This is a genomic window from Peptostreptococcaceae bacterium, from assembly GCA_016649995.1.
In the GTDB taxonomy this organism is placed as follows: Bacteria; Bacillota; Clostridia; order Peptostreptococcales; family BM714; genus BM714.
Genome location: JAENWJ010000034.1, coordinates 1 through 17,661, shown reverse-complemented (window position 1 = coordinate 17,661; position 17,661 = coordinate 1). Strand labels below are relative to the sequence as shown.

General features: G+C 41.6%; 18 protein-coding genes and 1 rRNA gene. 18 read left to right on the top strand and 1 reads right to left on the bottom strand.

What is annotated here, in order from left to right; genetic code table 11:
• From rrf to JJE29_06655, 3 genes are all read left to right on the top strand, one after another.
• A 5S ribosomal RNA gene (rrf, locus tag JJE29_06665) occupies positions 1 to 94 on the top strand; the annotation flags it as partial.
• Between the two features lie 220 nt (positions 95 to 314).
• The gene (nrdJ, locus tag JJE29_06660; protein MBK5252297.1) at positions 315 to 2,669 is read left to right on the top strand and encodes a ribonucleoside-triphosphate reductase, adenosylcobalamin-dependent; all 2,355 of its coding nucleotides are present in this window, start codon (positions 315 to 317) and stop codon (positions 2,667 to 2,669) included.
• Positions 2,670 to 2,677: 8 nt separating this feature from the next.
• Positions 2,678 to 2,974 carry a hypothetical protein gene (locus tag JJE29_06655; GenBank protein ID MBK5252296.1) on the top strand — a complete coding sequence of 99 codons (297 nt, stop codon included), beginning with the start codon at positions 2,678 to 2,680 and terminating at the stop codon, positions 2,972 to 2,974.
• A 61-nt stretch (positions 2,975 to 3,035) separates the two neighbouring features.
• Here the strand turns inward: JJE29_06655 and JJE29_06650 are convergent, their stop codons facing one another.
• Positions 3,036 to 3,161, bottom strand: a complete 126-nt coding sequence (locus JJE29_06650; protein MBK5252295.1) for a bacteriocin — start codon at positions 3,159 to 3,161, stop codon at positions 3,036 to 3,038.
• Positions 3,162 to 3,435: 274 nt separating this feature from the next.
• On the opposite strand from JJE29_06650, the gene fusA reads away from it, so the two are divergent.
• The 15 genes from fusA to JJE29_06575 all read left to right on the top strand — a co-directional run.
• Positions 3,436 to 5,511 (top strand): elongation factor G, encoded by a 2,076-nt coding sequence (gene fusA, locus JJE29_06645; GenBank protein ID MBK5252294.1) that lies wholly within the window; start codon positions 3,436 to 3,438, stop codon positions 5,509 to 5,511.
• Positions 5,512 to 5,645: 134 nt separating this feature from the next.
• A complete protein-coding gene (locus JJE29_06640; protein MBK5252293.1) occupies positions 5,646 to 6,110 on the top strand; it encodes a CtsR family transcriptional regulator in 465 nt (154 codons plus the stop codon).
• Between the two features lie 3 nt (positions 6,111 to 6,113).
• A complete protein-coding gene (locus JJE29_06635; protein MBK5252292.1) occupies positions 6,114 to 6,617 on the top strand; it encodes a UvrB/UvrC motif-containing protein in 504 nt (167 codons plus the stop codon).
• Positions 6,618 to 6,626: 9 nt separating this feature from the next.
• Positions 6,627 to 7,631 (top strand): protein arginine kinase, encoded by a 1,005-nt coding sequence (locus JJE29_06630; GenBank protein ID MBK5252291.1) that lies wholly within the window; start codon positions 6,627 to 6,629, stop codon positions 7,629 to 7,631.
• 26 nt (positions 7,632 to 7,657) lie between these two features.
• Positions 7,658 to 10,066 carry an ATP-dependent Clp protease ATP-binding subunit gene (locus JJE29_06625; protein ID MBK5252290.1) on the top strand — a complete coding sequence of 803 codons (2,409 nt, stop codon included), beginning with the start codon at positions 7,658 to 7,660 and terminating at the stop codon, positions 10,064 to 10,066.
• 32 nt (positions 10,067 to 10,098) lie between these two features.
• Positions 10,099 to 10,293 carry a hypothetical protein gene (locus tag JJE29_06620; GenBank protein ID MBK5252289.1) on the top strand — a complete coding sequence of 65 codons (195 nt, stop codon included), beginning with the start codon at positions 10,099 to 10,101 and terminating at the stop codon, positions 10,291 to 10,293.
• A 15-nt stretch (positions 10,294 to 10,308) separates the two neighbouring features.
• Positions 10,309 to 10,749, top strand: a complete 441-nt coding sequence (locus JJE29_06615; GenBank protein MBK5252288.1) for an ABC transporter permease — start codon at positions 10,309 to 10,311, stop codon at positions 10,747 to 10,749.
• A gap of 13 nt (positions 10,750 to 10,762) precedes the next feature.
• Entirely contained in the window at positions 10,763 to 12,136 is a 1,374-nt protein-coding gene (gene radA / locus JJE29_06610) for a DNA repair protein RadA (protein MBK5252287.1), read from the top strand.
• A gap of 107 nt (positions 12,137 to 12,243) precedes the next feature.
• Positions 12,244 to 12,720 (top strand): CarD family transcriptional regulator, encoded by a 477-nt coding sequence (locus JJE29_06605; GenBank protein MBK5252286.1) that lies wholly within the window; start codon positions 12,244 to 12,246, stop codon positions 12,718 to 12,720.
• Positions 12,721 to 12,852: 132 nt separating this feature from the next.
• Complete coding sequence (locus tag JJE29_06600; protein MBK5252285.1) at positions 12,853 to 13,947, top strand: PIN/TRAM domain-containing protein; 1,095 nt, start codon at positions 12,853 to 12,855, stop codon at positions 13,945 to 13,947.
• 86 nt (positions 13,948 to 14,033) lie between these two features.
• Complete coding sequence (gene ispD / locus JJE29_06595) at positions 14,034 to 14,735, top strand: 2-C-methyl-D-erythritol 4-phosphate cytidylyltransferase (GenBank protein ID MBK5252284.1); 702 nt, start codon at positions 14,034 to 14,036, stop codon at positions 14,733 to 14,735.
• Entirely contained in the window at positions 14,732 to 15,217 is a 486-nt protein-coding gene (locus tag JJE29_06590) for a 2-C-methyl-D-erythritol 2,4-cyclodiphosphate synthase (GenBank protein MBK5252283.1), read from the top strand. Before ispD ends, JJE29_06590 begins: the two co-directional genes overlap by 4 nt.
• 293 nt (positions 15,218 to 15,510) lie before the next feature.
• Complete coding sequence (locus JJE29_06585; GenBank protein ID MBK5252282.1) at positions 15,511 to 16,956, top strand: proline--tRNA ligase; 1,446 nt, start codon at positions 15,511 to 15,513, stop codon at positions 16,954 to 16,956.
• A 22-nt stretch (positions 16,957 to 16,978) separates the two neighbouring features.
• Positions 16,979 to 17,266: a hypothetical protein gene (locus JJE29_06580; protein ID MBK5252281.1), complete on the top strand. Its 288-nt coding sequence runs from the start codon at positions 16,979 to 16,981 to the stop codon at positions 17,264 to 17,266.
• A 17-nt stretch (positions 17,267 to 17,283) separates the two neighbouring features.
• On the top strand, positions 17,284 to 17,661 hold a 378-nt coding region (locus JJE29_06575; GenBank protein MBK5252280.1), incomplete at its 3' end, for a hypothetical protein.

Sequence of the window (17,661 nt, the reverse complement as noted above, 5' to 3'; positions counted from 1 at the left end):
TACACCTGTTCCCATCTCGAACACAGAAGTTAAGCTCCGTTGCGCTGATGGTACTTGGCGGGCAGCTGCCTGGGAGAGTAAGTCGTCGCCGGTTTTGATTTATATATTAAAAGGTTCGGAGTTTGATTCTCCGGATCTTTTTTTGCGTGAAAATATATTTTTCTTTAAAAAACCGTGATTATATAACTTGAAACGTGGTACAATATATAGTGTGATGATGCTTAAATATCATGTACATGTAGTACATTGATCCAAATAAAAGTCAAGATAAAATTCGATGAAAATTATAATAAAATGAGAGAAGGAGTCTGCTGATGATGAAAGTAGTAAAACGAGACGGCAATTTTGTGGAGTTTAATCCACAGAAAATTGTAAATGCAATCGAAAAGGCAATGGCAGAAACAAAGAAGGGCCTTGATGATGAGCTTGGACAATCGGTAGCAAAGGACATAATGAATGCTGTTGAGGACCATGATACATTCATAAAGGTAGAAGATATTCAGGATATGGTAGAGGACATCCTCATGGGAAGCAGCCGAAAGGATGTTGCTAAGAAATATATACTCTACAGATATGAACGCGACAAAACCAGGGATGCGCGCAAAAGAACTGACGACCGACTGCTTACAGACGCTTTCATAAGCAATTACAAACACAAGCCTTCTCCAATGAATCAGCTTGGCAGTTTCGTCTATTACAGAACCTATTCAAGGTGGCTTCCAGAGGAAAAAAGACGGGAGTATTGGTGGGAAACTGTAAGAAGAGCCGTTGAATACAATTGCAGTCTGGTACCAACTACGAAGCATGAAGCTGAAGAATTGTTTGATAATATTCATAAATTGAAGCAATTTCTTTCAGGCAGAACATTCTGGGTAGGAAATACACCGGTTGCGAGGCATTATCCCATATCTAACTTTAATTGCGCATTTACTGTTATCGATCAATTTGAGTCTTTTCGAGATTTGTTTTACTTGCTTATGGTGGGTTCGGGTGTAGGTGTAAGAATTTTAAGGGAGGATGTTTCAAAACTCCCGAAGGTAAGAACTGATTATGAGCTGATACACGAGCATTACACCAATGTACCTAAAGACAAGAGAGAAGACAGCACAAGCATAGAGTTTAAGAACAATGATTCCGCAAAGATAACAGTTGGAGACAGCAAAGAGGGCTGGGTTCAGGCTCTAGATTATTTTTTTAGAATGATTTATAGCAATGAATACAGGTATGTTAAAACAATCGTCGTAAATTATGATCATGTTCGTCCTCATGGTGAGCGTCTCAAGACGTTTGGTGGAACGGCAAGTGGGCATGAAAGCCTTAAAAATATGTTTGTAAAAATCAACAAGGTTATTAAAAAAGCCGGCCTTATACAGGATTCTGAAAGGGTTAAGTTTAAGCCTATAGACTGCATGGACATGGCAAACATAATAGGAGAGAATGTAGTGGTTGGAGGAGTTAGAAGAACGGCTGAAATCGTTCTTGTGGATTCTGACGATACTGAATGCATAGAAGCAAAGTCCAATCTCTACAAGCAAATTGATGGGCAATGGATCGTTGACAAGGACATAATCCACAGACAAATGAGCAACAATTCAATCTACTACAAGCAGAAGCCAAGTAGGGAAGGTCTGCACTGGCTCATTGAGAGCATGAGGTATTCTGGAGAACCGGGATTTGTAAATGCCGTCGCCGGAGAAAAACGAAGAGACAACATGAACGGTGTCAATCCCTGTGGAGAGATACTGCTTGATTCAAAAGGACTCTGCAACCTTACAACTATAAATGTGTTTGCATTCGTAAAAGAAGACAATACACTAGATGTTGAAGGCTTGATGCAGGCGCAAAGACTTTCGGTTCGCGCTGCGTACCGAATGACCTGCGTTGAATTGGAAATACCGGCTTGGGATGCGGTCCAGCAAAGGGATAAATTGCTTGGATGCTCTATGACCGGCTGGCAGGACATGGTAAATGCGCTATCCATGAGCAGGGATGAACAAAGGGCGTTGCTTGAACAATTGAGGGAAACGGCCCATGAGGAAGCCAAGAGGTATGCAGGTGAAATAGGGACAAACGAGCCTCTTCTTATAACGACGGTTAAACCCGAAGGGACGCTTAGCCAATTGCCGACCGTTTCAAGCGGCGTGCATTATTCGCATTCTCCATATTATATCAGAAGGGTTAGAATAAATGCGACAGATCCTCTTGTAAAGGTATGCGAAGAACTGGAATATCCTGTTCTCGCGGAAGTGGGCCAGGATATGGAAACCTGCACTACAAAGGTAATCGAATTTCCCGTAAAGGCGCCTGAAGGCAGAACCAAATATGATGTGAGCGCTATCGAGCAGCTTGAAAACTACAAGATGTTCATGGAGAGCTATGTCGATCACAACTGCTCTATAACCATACATGTCCGTGATCATGAATGGACAGGGGTTGAAGAGTGGGTTTGGGAAAACTGGGACGACATAGTAGCTGTATCCTTCCTGTCCCTTGACGACAACTTCTATGAGCTTTTGCCATATGAAGCCATAGATGAAGATGAATTCAACAAGAGAACCAGCGTACTTAAGCCTTTCATACCTTCGCTGATAAGCAAGTATGAAAAAGAAAAAGTTGAATTTGATATTGGGACAGAGGGATGTGAATCCGGAGTTTGCCCCATAAGATAGAAAATTACATGAACATACACATGCCGGCGGATATAATAGGGGAAAAGATAGTCCAAGGGCATTTGGACAAATATTTTATAGATAAGCCCAAAGCGACATTGGATGATGTCATAGAGGCACTTGGGCTTATAGACGAATATGTTAAATCGATTTCAAGACCGGTTATTCGAGTAGGCAAAGGGAAGGATTATGCAGGAAAGATTGCGGTGCTGATGGCGGGAGGTACAAACGGGGGAGCCGATGTATTCAAGACGTATTTCGAGGCGAGCGGAGTGGAAGTTGTAAGAGGCTTTGGAATGGAGTGATGGATGGACTTTGAAACAAGAAATCGGCGAGCCCAAAGGACTCGCCGATTTCTATGCCTGTTTAATGGCTAATTTCGATTGTATTTAGCAGTAGGTTTGATGGTCCACAATCAACTCCGCCGGAAACCTCGTCAAGCTGCTTTTCGTCTAATTCGTGATCATCCAAAATCTTTTTTTCTTTAGGCATGATGTTCCTCCCTTGAATAAAATTATTATTCTTTAATTCCATTTTATACCTTGTTGCAGAAGTTTGGAAGATGGATTTTTATGTTTTGAAAATTTAAAGGAATATTTAATATGAGTTTCTTTGTACCGGGGAATTAAACAGTGTATATTTAGTAGAATAAAATATGTATTGTCGGTTATTAAAATTGCATTTAATTCAGAATATAGAAGGAATTTCGAATTTATTATAGAATATATTCAATCAACGCGAAATTATAAAAACGAGGAGGAATAGCATGAATAAATATAAGGTTGAGCAAATAAGAAATGTAGCCTTGATGGGACATGGTGGAAGTGGAAAGACAATGTTGACTGAAAGACTTCTTTATATGAACAAGCAAATAAAACGTATGGGGAAAGTTGAAGATGGAAATACGGTTTCTGATTTTGATAAAGAAGAAATTTCCAGAGGTTTCACCATAGGAACTTCTGTTATTCCTCTTGAGTGGAATAATTCAAAATACAATTTGCTGGATACTCCGGGATATTTCGATTTTTCAGGAGAGGTTTTCAGCGCCCTAAGAGTTTCGGGTGGAGCTATCATAATGGTAGATGCTACTTCTGGAGTCGAGGTTGGTACGGAAAAGGCCTGGAAATTTGCTGAGGAATGGTCTATGCCTAGAATCATATTCATAAACAAGATGGACAAAGAAAATGTTAACTATGAAAAAGTGCTCACGGAATTGAAAGAGCGTCTAGGAAAAAAGGTAGCTCCGTTTGCTATTCCAATAGGAAAGGAAGATGCCTTCAACGGATTCATAAATGTAGTTGATATGGTAGGACGGGAATTGAAGGGCTCGGAATGTGTCGATGTGGCTATCCCAGAAGGTATGGAAGACCAGATCGCGAACATCAGAGAGATGCTGATTGAGTCGGTTGCAGAGAGTGATGAAGAATTTATGGAAAAATATTTTGAGGGCGAAGAATTTACTATGGAAGAAATTCATGCTGGTCTAAGAAAAGGAGTTCTGTCCGGCGCGGTGGTGCCTGTATTGCTTGGTTCTGTAGAAAAAGGCGTTGGAATGCATACGCTGATGAACATGATTTTTGATTACATGCCGACTCCTAAGGATATGCATGAAGGCGTTTACAAAGGCACAAACCCTGATGATGAAAGCGAGACTGAGAGAGCCGTTGATGAGAATGGTCCATTCTCAGCCCTTGTTTTTAAAACAATAGTCGACCCGTTTATAGGTAAAATATCTCTCTTTAAAGTTTATTCAGGCAAAGCTAAAAAGGATATGGAATTTCTAAATGCCAACAAAGACGAAAAGGAAAAATTCGGATCCATATTCCTTCTCAGAGGAAAGAATCAATTGGATGTTGATGAAGTAACGGCGGGAGACATAGGCGCAACTGCCAAGCTTCAATATGCTGAAACTGGCGACACGCTTTGCGATAAGGCTTCTCCAATTCGTTATGAAGGCATCAAGGTTAAAAAAGCCAATCTTTTCATGGCAATAGAACCGAAATCCAAGGGAGACGAGGAAAAAATAGGAACATCATTGCATAAGCTGTCCTCTGAGGATCCGACCTTTACGATGGAAAGAAACAAGGAAACCAAGCAATTCCTGATAGGGGGACTTGGAATCATGCATTTAGGGGTCATCACAAACAAATTGAAAAATAATTATGGAGTCGAGGTTGAGCTTGCAGATCCAAAGATTGCATATCGAGAAACAATCAAAGGCAAATCCGATGTACAGGGAAAACACAAGAAACAGAGTGGTGGAGCGGGTCAATACGGGGATGTACACATAAAATTTGAACCCTCAGAAGAGGTGTTTGAGTTTGAAGATAAGATTTTTGGAGGATCGGTTCCAAGGAACTATATACCAGCGGTAGAAAAAGGATTGCATGACTCAATAGACCATGGTCCGCTTGCGGGTTATCCTGTAGTGAATGTGAAAGCGATTCTTTACGATGGTTCTTACCACCCTGTTGATTCCAGTGAGATGGCATTCAAAATTGCGGCTTCGGTGGCATTCAAAAAAGGCATCGCAGAGGCGAAACCGATTTTGCTTGAGCCTGTAATGAAGGTTGACATCACAATACCGGAGGAATATCTTGGAGACATCATGGGGGACATGAACAAGAGGCGAGGAAGAATTCTGGGCATGGAAGTTGCCGGAAAGGGAGAGCAGGGCGTAAAAGCTGAAGCCCCTATGTCGGAAATGTTTAAGTATGCCATCGACCTTAAATCCATGACGCAGGCAAAAGGCGAATTTTCAATGGAATTTGAGAGATATGATGAAGTCCCCAAAAACTTGGCGGATAAAATCATAGAAGAGGCGAAAAGAGAAGAAGAATAAAGGCAGCGCAAAACAATATGGAATAATAAACAGAGCAAAATCCTTAGGATTTTGCTCTGTTTATATGCAAAAATTTATGATATAATCAAAGTCAAAGAAAGTCAAAGAAAGTCAAAGAAGAAAGAGGTGGTTTTGTGGCCAGACTAAGCGACTTGATTGAGGTTTTTATAAAGGATATGCTAAAAGATTCGGGAAGCCGGGACATTGAGATACAGAGGAATGAACTGGCAAATTATTTTGAGTGTGCTCCGTCCCAAATAAATTATGTATTGACTACGAGATTCCCTTTGGAAAGAGGATATATAATCGAAAGCAGAAGAGGCGGGGGAGGAAACATACGGATTATCAGAATCAAATATAATGAGGAAGATTTCGTATCCAACATACTCCTTGCGGTAGGAAATGGGATAAGCAAGATGAAGGCGGATGCTCTCATAGACACTCTTTTGGAGCAAAAACTAGTAAAGCGGCGTGAAGCCGAAATAATGAAGGCTGCTTTGAAGGACAGGACATTGACCTTTGCGGGTGAGAATAGAAATCGGGTCAGAGCTGAAATAATCAAGAGTATGATGGCTGTTCTCATGAAAAGGGAGGCGTGACGCATGGAATGTGAAATATGCAAAGCCAAGGCAATAGTTCATATAATCCGCATGGAGAATGGGGTGAAACAGGAGATGCATTTATGTGAGAAATGCGCCAAAGAAAAATTCGGGTTCATATTTAAGGGGAAGATTCCTTCAAACAGCATGATGAAGGGTATAATTGAACTCATTAATGACGATGCGGGGACATCAAAAGCTTTAAAAGAAATGATATGCCCAAAATGCGGAATGAGTTTCCATGAGTTTAAGGAGACAGGGCGCATGGGATGTCCTGCGTGCTATGAATGTTTTAATGAAAGGGTTTTGCCGATTATAAATAGAATGCATAGAAATGATGTACACATAGGGAAAATTCCCAAAAGGTATGAAGAGAAGCATTCCGTGGAGATAAAACTGGATCAATACAAAGCAAAAATGGATGAGGCGGTCAAAAATGAGAATTTCGAAAGGGCGGCTGAGCTTCGGGATGAAATAAAGAACCTGGAGAATAATGCCGGCGAATAGAGGTGGAAAATGGAAAACCAAGATATAAACAAAAACAATTTCGACAATATTGCGTTGTCGAGCAGGATAAGGCTTGCTAGAAACATAAGCGAAAAGTCTTATCCATGGAAAATGGATGAAATAGCGGGCTTGGAGGTTGCGGGATTGATAAGAAGGGCCGCTCTCGAAAAGGGCGGGCTCGAAAAATATGGCTTTGAATTTAAATTTGTATCTGAAATGAACAAAGATGAAAAGGCTGATTTGCTTGCTAATCATCTTATGAGCATTGATTTGATAAAAAATCCTAAAAATGGAGGAATTCTTATAAGCGGGGACAAGACCGTTTCAATTCTCGTAAACGAGGAGGATCATTTAAGGATTCAAACCGTGCTTCCGGGATTCGACCTAGGCAACGCTTGGCAGGAAGCGGATACCGTAGATGATTTGATGGAGGAGAGTGTAAGCTATGCCTTCGACAGGCATTACGGCTATTTGACGGCGTGTCCATCCAATATAGGCACAGGTATGAGAGCATCGGTGATGCTTCATTTGCCGGCTTTGGCATTTACCAAATACATCAAGCGCGTGTTTGATATAACAAATACGATAGGCCTTACGGTTAGGGGACTCTATGGCGAAGGAACTTCCACCGAAGGCGACATATATCAAATATCAAACCAGGTGACAATAGGGAGAACTGAAGCGGATATTATTGGCGACTTGGAGAAAATAACAATGCATGTAATGGCAAAGGAGCGCCAAGCTAGAGAGTACCTGGTGACAAAGCAAAAGACAAGAACGGAAGACAGAATATTCAGGGCCATGGGAATACTTTCGAATGCAAGATTGATGAGTCGTATCGAGGGCATGAAGTTGCTTTCCCTTATACGTCTGGGAGTGGATATTGAGATTGTTAAGAATGTGGAAATGGACGACTTGGATACACTCACTAAAGAGCTTCAAAGCATTGAAAATAATGATGCCGCTGAGTCTGCAAAGGAAATAGCTATGAAAGTACGAGAATTCTTTAAATAAAACGGAGGTGATTGAATATGGCATCATTGTTTGAAAATTTTACGGAAAAGGCAAAAAAAAGCATTGAATCTTCTAAGGCTGAAGCATCTTTTTTGCGTCACAACTATGTGGGGACTGAGCATATGCTTCTGGGATTGATGAGCGAAAAAGACGGTATGGCCTACAAGGTTCTTGTGGCTCTGGGAGTTCGGGCTGAGGACATTCGGAATATGATAAAAACATATATAGGAATGGGGGACAAGCCCGTTGAAATAATGGGATTCACACCCCGCACAAAACGTATTTTCGAGAACAGCATAATTGAGGCCAGGCGGCTTAAACAAAACTATGTGGGAACCGAACATATTCTAATATCTATTACTAATGAAAAAGAATGCATTGCAAACAAATTTTTGATAAGCATGGGAATTTCCCAGGAAATGATATTAAAGCAAATGGGCAAATATATGATGGGCGAAAAACAGGGAGCTATGCAAGCCGATGAGGACAAGAAAAAAAGCGATACTCCGATGCTTGATAAATACGGAAAGGACTTGACTGAGCAGGCGAGACTCGGTAAGCTCGATCCGGTTGTAGGAAGGGCCAAGGAAATAGAAAGAGTAATACAGATTTTAAGCAGGAGGACAAAAAATAATCCTGTACTGATAGGAGAGCCGGGTGTAGGGAAAACGGCAATAGCCGAGGGCCTTGCTCAAAAGATAGCGGACGGAAATATTTCGGAAACCCTGAAGGACAAGAAGATAATAGCTTTGGACATGGGACTCATGGTGGCTGGTGCAAAATATAGAGGCGAGTTTGAGGAGCGCCTTACGAAGGTTGTGGAGGAAATCAACAAAAAGAAGAATATAATTCTTTTTATTGATGAACTGCATACCATAGTAGGTGCTGGAGGCGCTGAGGGAGCAATAAATGCATCCAATATATTGAAGCCGGCATTATCAAAAGGAGAACTGCAGGCCATAGGTGCCACAACTATAGACGAATACAAGAAGTATATAGAGAAAGATATGGCGCTTGAAAGAAGATTTCAGCCTATTGTTGTTGAGGAGCCATCGGTCGAGGACACAATATTGATTTTGAAAGGGCTAAGAGACAAATATGAGGTCCATCATGGAGTTAAGATAACTGATTCAGCCATTCAAGCAGCGGCTGAATTGTCAGACAGATACATCTCGGACAGATATTTGCCGGATAAGGCTGTAGACCTAATTGACGAGGCTGCTTCCAAGCTAAGAATAGGTTTGACTACCCGTTCGCCGGAGATTGAAAACATGGAAAAAGAATTGGAAACGCTGAAGAAGGAAAAAGAGGAGGCTGTAAGTACGCAGAATTTCGAGGAAGCAGCTAAAATAAGAGATAGGGAAAAAATACTAAAAGAAAAACTGGAAGAGGATAAAAAGCTTTCAGGCAACAACAAGAAAAAAGCCGAGATTGACAGAGATGATATTTCAAGAATTGTATCGAGTTGGACCGGTATTCCGGTGACTAAATTGGCGGAGGAGGAATCGCAAAAACTCCTTAATCTGGAGAATATTCTGCACAAAAAGGTCATAGGGCAGCAAGAAGCGATAGAAGCCGTTTCGAAAGCTGTAAGACGTGCTAGGGTAGGCCTTAAGAGCCCCAATAGACCAGTAGGATCATTCATTTTTTTGGGGCCGACCGGTGTGGGAAAGACCGAGCTATCAAAGGCTTTGTCGGAGGCATTGTTCGGAGATGATGAATCCATTATTCGCGTGGATATGAGCGAATACATGGAAAAACATTCAATATCAAAAATGATTGGTTCGCCTCCGGGATATGTTGGATTTGACGATGGCGGACAATTGACCGAAAAAATAAGAAGAAAGCCGTACTCGGTAATATTGTTTGATGAAATTGAAAAAGCGCATCCCGATGTATTCAATCTGCTTTTGCAGTTGCTAGATGAAGGCCGCATGACTGACAGCAAGGGGCGTACTGTGGATTTCAAGAATACGGTCATAATAATGACATCCAATGTAGGAGCTAGAAGCATTAAGAAGCAGACTACACTTGGATTTGTAGCGGGTGGAGAAAACGAATATGAAAACATGAAGGACAAGGTAAAAACCGAGCTCAAGAAACGCTTCAGGCCGGAATTCCTGAATAGAATAGATGAGATAATAGTGTTTCACCAATTGAACGAAGGGCATATAGAAAAAATAGTTGAACTAATGCTAAAGGACTTGTCTGCAAGGCTTGAAACGATGGAAATTTTCATAGATATTTCAAGCGATGCAAAGAGCTTTCTTGCTGAAAAAGGTTTCGATAAGGAATACGGAGCGAGGCCGCTTCAAAGGGTAATCGCCAAGGAGGTTGAAGACAAGCTGTCCGAGGAAATATTAAAAGGGACGGTTGTTTCGGGAGGCCATGTTATGGTGGACTTGAAAGAAGGAAAAATTACATTGGCGGTATAAAGAATAATTGTAAAAATAAATAAAATGGACACATGGATAATTATAGCAATCCCTCGGTTTATAAAAATCGGGATATTTTCATGGGGGGCGTATTCTTGACGGTTATGCAGAAAAAAAAGCTTCCTGAATTGGACATTACCGTAATGCTTACTGCCTTTTCGATAGTCAGGGAAAAGGAAAGGGGAACAATTGAGCTTTTGGCAATAGCCCCTCTAAAGTCGTCGTAGCTTATCTTTGGTAAAATGGTTCCATACATCATAATAGGCTTCATCGATTTTATCGTAGCCATGGGCATAGGGGTATTGTGGTTTGGAGTTGCGGTGGAAGGGAGCCTTCTGCTTATGATTGCCGCGGGTCTGGGTTTTGTTATTTGCTCGCTTTCTATCGGGATGCTAATTTCAACGCTGGCGGACTCCCAATTGGCGGCAATGCAGATGACAATAATCATAATTCTGCCAAGCGTGCTTCTATCTGGTTTTGTATTTCCTCTCGAAGCGATGCCAATGTTCATAAAGGTGATAAGCAGAGTCATACCGCTCACATATTTTCTTGAAATTTCGAGAAGCATAATGCTCAAGGGTGCAGGAATTAGAGGTCTTTATCAAGAAATACTTAGCATGGTAGGCTTGACGGCCTTGATTTTGACTATTGCCATAAAAAGATTCAAACAAATAATGCAGTAATGGAGGAATACCATTGGCCGGTAAAAACACCAAGTATGTATGTCAGGAATGCGGATATGTATCCGTAAAATGGATGGGCAGATGTCCCGAATGCGGTAATTGGCAGAGCTTTGTTGAGGAGTTTGAAATAAAAGCTGCTAAAAGCAAATTCTATAGCATGGATGATGAAAAAAGCGGCAGTCCGATGAGGCTTTCGGAAATAAACATGGAACGCGAAGAGCGTATTAAAACCGGAATAGGTGAACTTGACAGGGTTTTGGGAAGCGGAATAGTGAGGGGTTCCGTGGTCTTGGTGGGAGGCAGCCCTGGGATAGGCAAGTCGACGCTTCTCCTTCAAATAGCCGGAACAGAAACCCTCCTTAAGGGTAACGACATACTGTATGTTTCGGGAGAGGAATCGTTTAGGCAAATAAAGATGCGAGCGCAAAGGATAGGGGTGGGAGAGGATGCCAATCTTAAGATTCTTTCGGAAAACAACATCGAAGTCATAAAGGCCCAAGTGAAAAAGGAAAAACCGGATATTCTGATAATCGATTCAATACAGACTGTTTACAATCCTGAAATAACCTCTGCTCCTGGTAGTGTAAGCCAAGTGAGGGAATGCTCCGGAGACTTGATACGCCTTTCGAAATCAAAAGGAATTTCAACCTTTTTAGTAGGGCATATTACTAAATCCGGAAACATTGCGGGACCAAAGGTTTTGGAGCATATGGTGGATACTGTGCTTTATTTTGAAGGTGAGCGGCACGATTCATACAAGATTCTCCGTGCAGTGAAAAATCGTTTCGGATCAACCGATGAGATTGGCATTTTCGAAATGACTGGAGACGGACTCAAAGGGGTTGATAACCCCTCGAATCTATTTATGACGGACCGTAAGAACGATATAAGCGGTTCCGCTGTATTTTGCGGTGTGGAAGGTACAAGGCCGATACTTGTCGAGATGCAGGCACTCGTAAGCTATTCGAGCTTCAACATGCCGCGCCGCATGGCATCGGGGGTTGACTACAATCGCATGATAATGCTAATGGCCGTTCTTGAAAAGAACATAGGCCTTCAAGTGCAGGCTCAAGATGCATATTTGAATGTTGTGGGAGGAATACAGATAAACGAGCCGGCGTCTGATTTGGCTATAGCAATTGCTATAGCATCGAGTTTTAGGAATACGCCGGTCCCTGCAGACATGGCCATTTTTGGAGAGATTGGGCTTGGAGGGGAAGTGCGCGGGGTTACCCATGGAGAAATGCGAATATCTGAAGCTGCAAGACTTGGATTCAAAAGATGCCTAGTGCCAAAATCAAATATTCCAAAGAGAAGAATGCATGAAGGCATTGCCTGCATAGGGGTGGATTCTCTTAAAGACGCATTCGAGGCAATTTTTGGATAAAATAAAAGTTGACACTCGGCGGTAGCTATGATAAAATTTTTATTTATTGACTAACTGCGAATAATGCTGTATACTAAATACGCGGCATATTTTCAGGAGGTTTATAGATGTTTAATATTGGAGATGTAATTGTCTATCCGATGCACGGAGCAGGGGTGGTGCAATCGATTGAGGAAAAAGAGGTTTTAGGTGAAACGCATAAGTATTATACTCTTATGTTGCCCCTTAGGAATATGAAGGTTATGATTCCGATGAACAACGCAGGCAATATGGGGATAAGAGGTGTTATAGAAAGCGAAGGGTTTCAAGATGTCATTGAGATTCTCAAGGCTGACAGAACGGAAATGCCTGACAATTGGAATAGGAGATACCGCTCCAATATGGAAAGACTGAAAAGCGGGAAAATCGACGAAGTTTCGGCTGTGGTAAGAAATCTTGTTTTGCTTGACAGAGAAAAAGGTCTTTCTACAGGCGAGAAAAAAATGTTGAATAATGCAAAGCAGATACTTGTGAGTGAATTGGCTTTTGCAACAGATTACGATGATGTAAAAATCGGAGAAATAATTGAGGATTCCATACAGTAAAGTGGCAAGACCAAGTGCCGAAAAGCACTTGGTCTTTTTTGATTGTTTTTTAACTCTTTTGTAATTGTATTGAATTGCTTGGGGGTATAGAATATTCATAGTGCTTAAATAAAAAGGGAAGGGGGTGAATGTATGTCGGATAAAATTATTAAAAGTGTAACATCTCTTATTGGCGCGCTTATAGGATATGCATTAAGTCTTCTGTTGATTGATTTTGTGGAAAGTCAAAATCTTATTTCAGTGGGACCCATGCCGCGGGTTGTCGCGAATATATTTGGAGCTTTAATCTTCGCGATGGTTATGTATCTTTTTGCCCCATACATAAAAGAAAAGGGTTGCAATCTCGTATATTGGGCTGAACGAGAGCTTCAAAACATTCCGGCCGCGGTTATTATGGCGGGAGCTATCGGACTCATAATTGGACTTATAATTGCTTATCTCATAAGTCAATTGTTGCTTAATATACCGATTCCGTTTGTTGGTAACATAATGTCTGCATTCCTATATCTTTTCTTGGGATTCCTTGGAGTGAGAATAGGCGTGAAAAATACACCTGAAATGCTGGCCTTGCCTGCCAAATTCAAGAATGCGGGAGAAAAGCAGAAATACAAAATGTCTTTTGTAGAGGGATGTAAACCTAAAATTCTAGATACAAGCGTCATAATAGACGGTAGAATAGCAGATATATGCAAAACTGGTTTTGTGGAAGGTCCTTTGGTTATACCGGAATTTGTATTGGAAGAGCTTCAGCACATAGCTGATTCATCGGACAACCTCAAGAGGAATAGGGGAAGGCGCGGACTCGACATTCTGAGCAAGATACAAAAGGAACTCGAGATAGAAGTAGTAATTGTAGATATCGATTTTGATGATGTTTCAGAGGTTGACAGCAAGCTTGTCAAACTTGCGCAGCAGATGAATGGAAAAGTTGTAACAAACGATTTTAATCTTAACAAGGTTGCTGACCTGCAGGGTGTTCAAGTCCTTAATATCAATGATTTAACGAACTCAGTCAAATCGATAGTACTTGCAGGGGAAGAAATGGATACTCAAATCATTAAGGAAGGCAAAGAGGCCGGACAGGGAATCGGCTATTTGGATGATGGGACGATGATTGTAGTTGATGGAGGAAGGCGGTATGTTGGAAAACATGTCATTGTCATAGTCACAAGCGTTCTTCAGACTTCTGCTGGACGAATGATTTTTGCAAAAACGAAGCATGCGTAAAGCTAGAATAAAAAGTATGAGCCAGGGAATGCGCATTAGATATATGTTGCCGCCTTGGCTTTTGCCATAAAAGGAGAACTCCGAATATGATTGTTACTGCAGTTATAGCCGCCGCCGGAAGCGGATCCCGAATGGGAAACGGCGTGAAAAAACAATATATCGAATTAGCAGGTAAACCGGTTCTTTCGTATTCGCTGGAAGTTTTCCTCAAGATGGATGAAATAGATTCGGTCGTATTGGTTATACCGGAAGGAGATCGAGTGACGGTTGACAACTATGTGCTTAAGGATCTTGACATTAAGGGGAAAATAATATTGGTAAATGGTGGATCAAGCCGCCAGGAGTCGGTAGAAAAAGGCATTATTGCTGCTCCGGAAGACACTGAAATACTTGTTGTTCATGATGGAGCAAGGCCATTCGTAACCGAAGAGATTATTGCGGAGTGTATACATAAAGCGAAGCTTTATGGGGCGTGCGTGGCGGCTGTTCCAATAAAGGATACCGTTAAACAGTCGCTAGATGGCCAGTTTGTTGACAGCACCCCCCGAAGGGACTCCCTATTCAGCGTACAGACGCCTCAGGCCTTTAATTACGAATTGATACGCATGGCTCATGAAAAAGCACATGCAGAAGGTTTTGAGGGAACTGACGATGCTATGCTCGTTGAGGCTTGTGGCGGAAAAGTGGCAATATCGGCAGGTGCATATGGAAACATAAAGCTGACTTCTCCGGAAGATGTTGCATTGGGAGAAATCCTCGTGAAGAATAAAAGGGAGATGGAATCATGAGAGTAGGAATCGGTTACGATGTACACCGCTTTACGCCAGGAAAGCCATTGATTTTGGGAGGCGTAGAGATACCCTGCGATATGGGGCTTAAAGGTCATTCGGATGCCGATGTCTTGGTTCATGCCATTTGCGATGCATTGCTTGGAGCGGCGGCAATGGGTGACATAGGTCGTCATTTTCCGGATACGGATGATTCAATAAAGGGCATTTCAAGTTTGCTTATACTTAAAAAGGTTTGTGGAATGCTCTACAAGAAAGGTTTTGGAATTGTAAATATTGATACGGTTGTAATAGCGCAAAAGCCTAAAATAGGAGTATATTCGGAAGCAATGAAGAAATGCTTGGCGGAGGCTTCCGGAGTTGATGAAAACCTAATAGGCATAAAGGCGACTACTACAGAAGGCCTAGGTTTTGAAGGCAGGGAAGAGGGCATATCGGCGCAGGCGGTTGCTTTAATTGACAAACTTGAAAATCTTGATTGACAAGGAAAGAAATTTTTTATATCATGTTAGTAATTTACAAAACAACAAGGCAATGAAGAGGAAAAATGACACTGAACGTTGCAAAAAGAAAGGAAAATCCATTGGCTGAAAGGTTTTCCATGCAGGTATGTCTATCCCGTCTCTGAGCCCCCATTGAAAAATGGCGCGCCGGCAGTCCGTTAAAGCTGCAATAAGTGAATCCTATTGGATTAATTAGAGTGGTACCGCGAGCCTTCGTCTCTATCTAGAGACGGAGGCTTTTTAATATAAAAAAACACACAGGAGGACTAAAAATGGATAAGAACGAGAAAAAATTTGTACAAGAAATAACACCTATGGAAGTCGACTTTCCTCAATGGTACACAGATGTAATTAAAAAGACGGACCTGGTAGATTATTCGCCCGTTAAGGGATTCATGGTAATAAAGCCGTATGGATATGCTTTGTGGGAAGCGATTCAAAGCGATATGGACAGGCGCTTCAAGGAAACTGGACATAAAAATTGCTATTTTCCCCTGCTGATTCCGGAAAGCCTTTTAAACAAGGAAAAGGAGCACGTCAAGGGTTTTGCACCGGAAGTGGCATGGGTAACACATGGGGGAAACGAAAGACTTGCGGAACGTCTTTGCATTCGTCCTACCTCGGAGACTATCATTTGCTCGATGTATGCTAAATGGCTTAGCTCATACAGGGAGTTGCCTTATCTCTACAATCAATGGTGCAGCGTCGTAAGATGGGAAAAAAGCACCAGGCCGTTCCTTAGAACATCGGAATTTTTGTGGCAGGAAGGCCATACTATTCATGAGACGGCGGAGGAGGCTCAGGAGGAGACTCTTAGGATGCTAAACGTGTATAAGGAATCCGCTGAGGAATTGATGGCTATCCCGGTTATTGTCGGACAAAAGAGCGACAGTGAAAAATTTGCGGGAGCCCATGAAACATACACGATGGAAGCGCTTATGCATGACGGAAAAGCTCTCCAAGCTGGGACTTCACACAATCTAGGGCAACATTTTACTAAAGCATTCGACATCAATTTCCAAGGAAGAACCGGAAAAATAGAGTTTCCGTATCAAACATCATGGGGCGTTTCAACCCGACTTATCGGTGGGATAATCATGGTGCATGGAGACAATAGAGGATTGGTTCTGCCGCCAAGAATGGCACCGATACAAGTAATCATAATACCGATTGCTCAAAATAAGGGTGGCGTTTTAGAAGAGGCTGAAAAAATACACAATGAATTGAAGAATGCGGGAATTAGGGTCGAAACGGATTCTGATACGATGAATACTGTCGGATGGAAGTTCAACGAGTATGAAATGAAGGGAGTTCCTATTCGTATAGAAATAGGACCGAGAGATATTAAGAATAATCAAGTCATGGTAGCCAGAAGAGATACCCTTGAAAAAGAAGCCGTTTCTATGGAAAATTTGGGCGAATATATTGCAAAGCTTTTGGATGACATACACAATAACATGTTTGAAAAAGCCAAAAGGATGCGAGACGAGAAAACATATACAATAACAGACTATGATGATTTCAAGAAAAAAATGAAGGAAAGTCCCGGATTCATGAAGGCTATGTGGTGCGGAGACAAGGAATGCGAGGAAGCAATCAAGGAAGAGACCGGAGCTACAATAAGATGCATACCTTTCGAGCAGGAAAATATTTCGGACGTATGCCCATTCTGTGGAAAGAAAGCTAAACATATGGTCTACCTTGCCCGTGCGTACTAAAAAAGGATTAATGTGAAAGGTGATGGCATTTATAGCGAACGTGAGACAGCAGTTTAGCCTGAACGACAACACTAATTCCCTGACGCAACGATTGGAGATATATGGGAAAAACGAAGAGAAAGATAAACGTGCAGCAGAGTTAGTCATTGCTAATACAGAGCTTGCCTTTCAAAACAATGAGAAGGCTGACAGAGCAGCAGCGTTACTTATTGCCAACAAAGAACTGGTTTTCCAGAACAAAGAGAAAGATAAACGAGCAGCAGAGTTAATCAATGCCAACAAAGAGCTTTTTATTGAACGAAAAAAATAGAAGAGATCAACAACCAATTGGAATCTCGTGTCACTGAGAGAACGGCTCAACTGAAATCTGTGAACAAAGAGTTAGAAGAGCTTTCCTATTCCATATCCCATGACTTGAAAGCGCCTTTAAGACATATAACAGGATACATTTCGTTATTAGTAAAAAAACACAAGAATCTGCTTTCTGAAGAAGGCCGTCGTTATCTTGACAACATTTCTTTTTCTGCTATGAACATGGGAGAACTAATTGATGGACTGCTTCGATTTTCAAGAACCGGAAGGATAGAAATGAGTAAAGAGTTGCTCGATATGAATCAAATAGTGGATGCTTTGATTCAACCTACTCGAGAACAGGATCAACAACACAGAATAGAATTCCATATTAATCCCCTGCCATCCGTTTTC

What these genes read in the sequence shown, in the direction of transcription:
- JJE29_06605 (MBK5252286.1), top strand. Translation starts at nt 12,244, where the DNA reads ATGTTTAATATTGGAGATGTAATTGTCTATCCGATGCACGGAGCAGGG.
- JJE29_06585 (MBK5252282.1), top strand. Translation starts at nt 15,511, where the DNA reads ATGGATAAGAACGAGAAAAAATTTGTACAAGAAATAACACCTATGGAA.
- nrdJ (MBK5252297.1), top strand. Translation starts at nt 315, where the DNA reads ATGATGAAAGTAGTAAAACGAGACGGCAATTTTGTGGAGTTTAATCCA.
- JJE29_06600 (MBK5252285.1), top strand. Translation starts at nt 12,853, where the DNA reads ATGTCGGATAAAATTATTAAAAGTGTAACATCTCTTATTGGCGCGCTT.
- JJE29_06635 (MBK5252292.1), top strand. Translation starts at nt 6,114, where the DNA reads ATGGAATGTGAAATATGCAAAGCCAAGGCAATAGTTCATATAATCCGC.
- JJE29_06580 (MBK5252281.1), top strand. Translation starts at nt 16,979, where the DNA reads ATGGCATTTATAGCGAACGTGAGACAGCAGTTTAGCCTGAACGACAAC.
- JJE29_06615 (MBK5252288.1), top strand. Translation starts at nt 10,309, where the DNA reads ATGGTTCCATACATCATAATAGGCTTCATCGATTTTATCGTAGCCATG.
- JJE29_06655 (MBK5252296.1), top strand. Translation starts at nt 2,678, where the DNA reads ATGAACATACACATGCCGGCGGATATAATAGGGGAAAAGATAGTCCAA.
- JJE29_06590 (MBK5252283.1), top strand. Translation starts at nt 14,732, where the DNA reads ATGAGAGTAGGAATCGGTTACGATGTACACCGCTTTACGCCAGGAAAG.
- JJE29_06650 (MBK5252295.1), bottom strand. Translation starts at nt 3,161, where the DNA reads ATGCCTAAAGAAAAAAAGATTTTGGATGATCACGAATTAGACGAAAAG.
- JJE29_06630 (MBK5252291.1), top strand. Translation starts at nt 6,627, where the DNA reads ATGGAAAACCAAGATATAAACAAAAACAATTTCGACAATATTGCGTTG.
- JJE29_06620 (MBK5252289.1), top strand. Translation starts at nt 10,099, where the DNA reads ATGGATAATTATAGCAATCCCTCGGTTTATAAAAATCGGGATATTTTC.
- fusA (MBK5252294.1), top strand. Translation starts at nt 3,436, where the DNA reads ATGAATAAATATAAGGTTGAGCAAATAAGAAATGTAGCCTTGATGGGA.
- ispD (MBK5252284.1), top strand. Translation starts at nt 14,034, where the DNA reads ATGATTGTTACTGCAGTTATAGCCGCCGCCGGAAGCGGATCCCGAATG.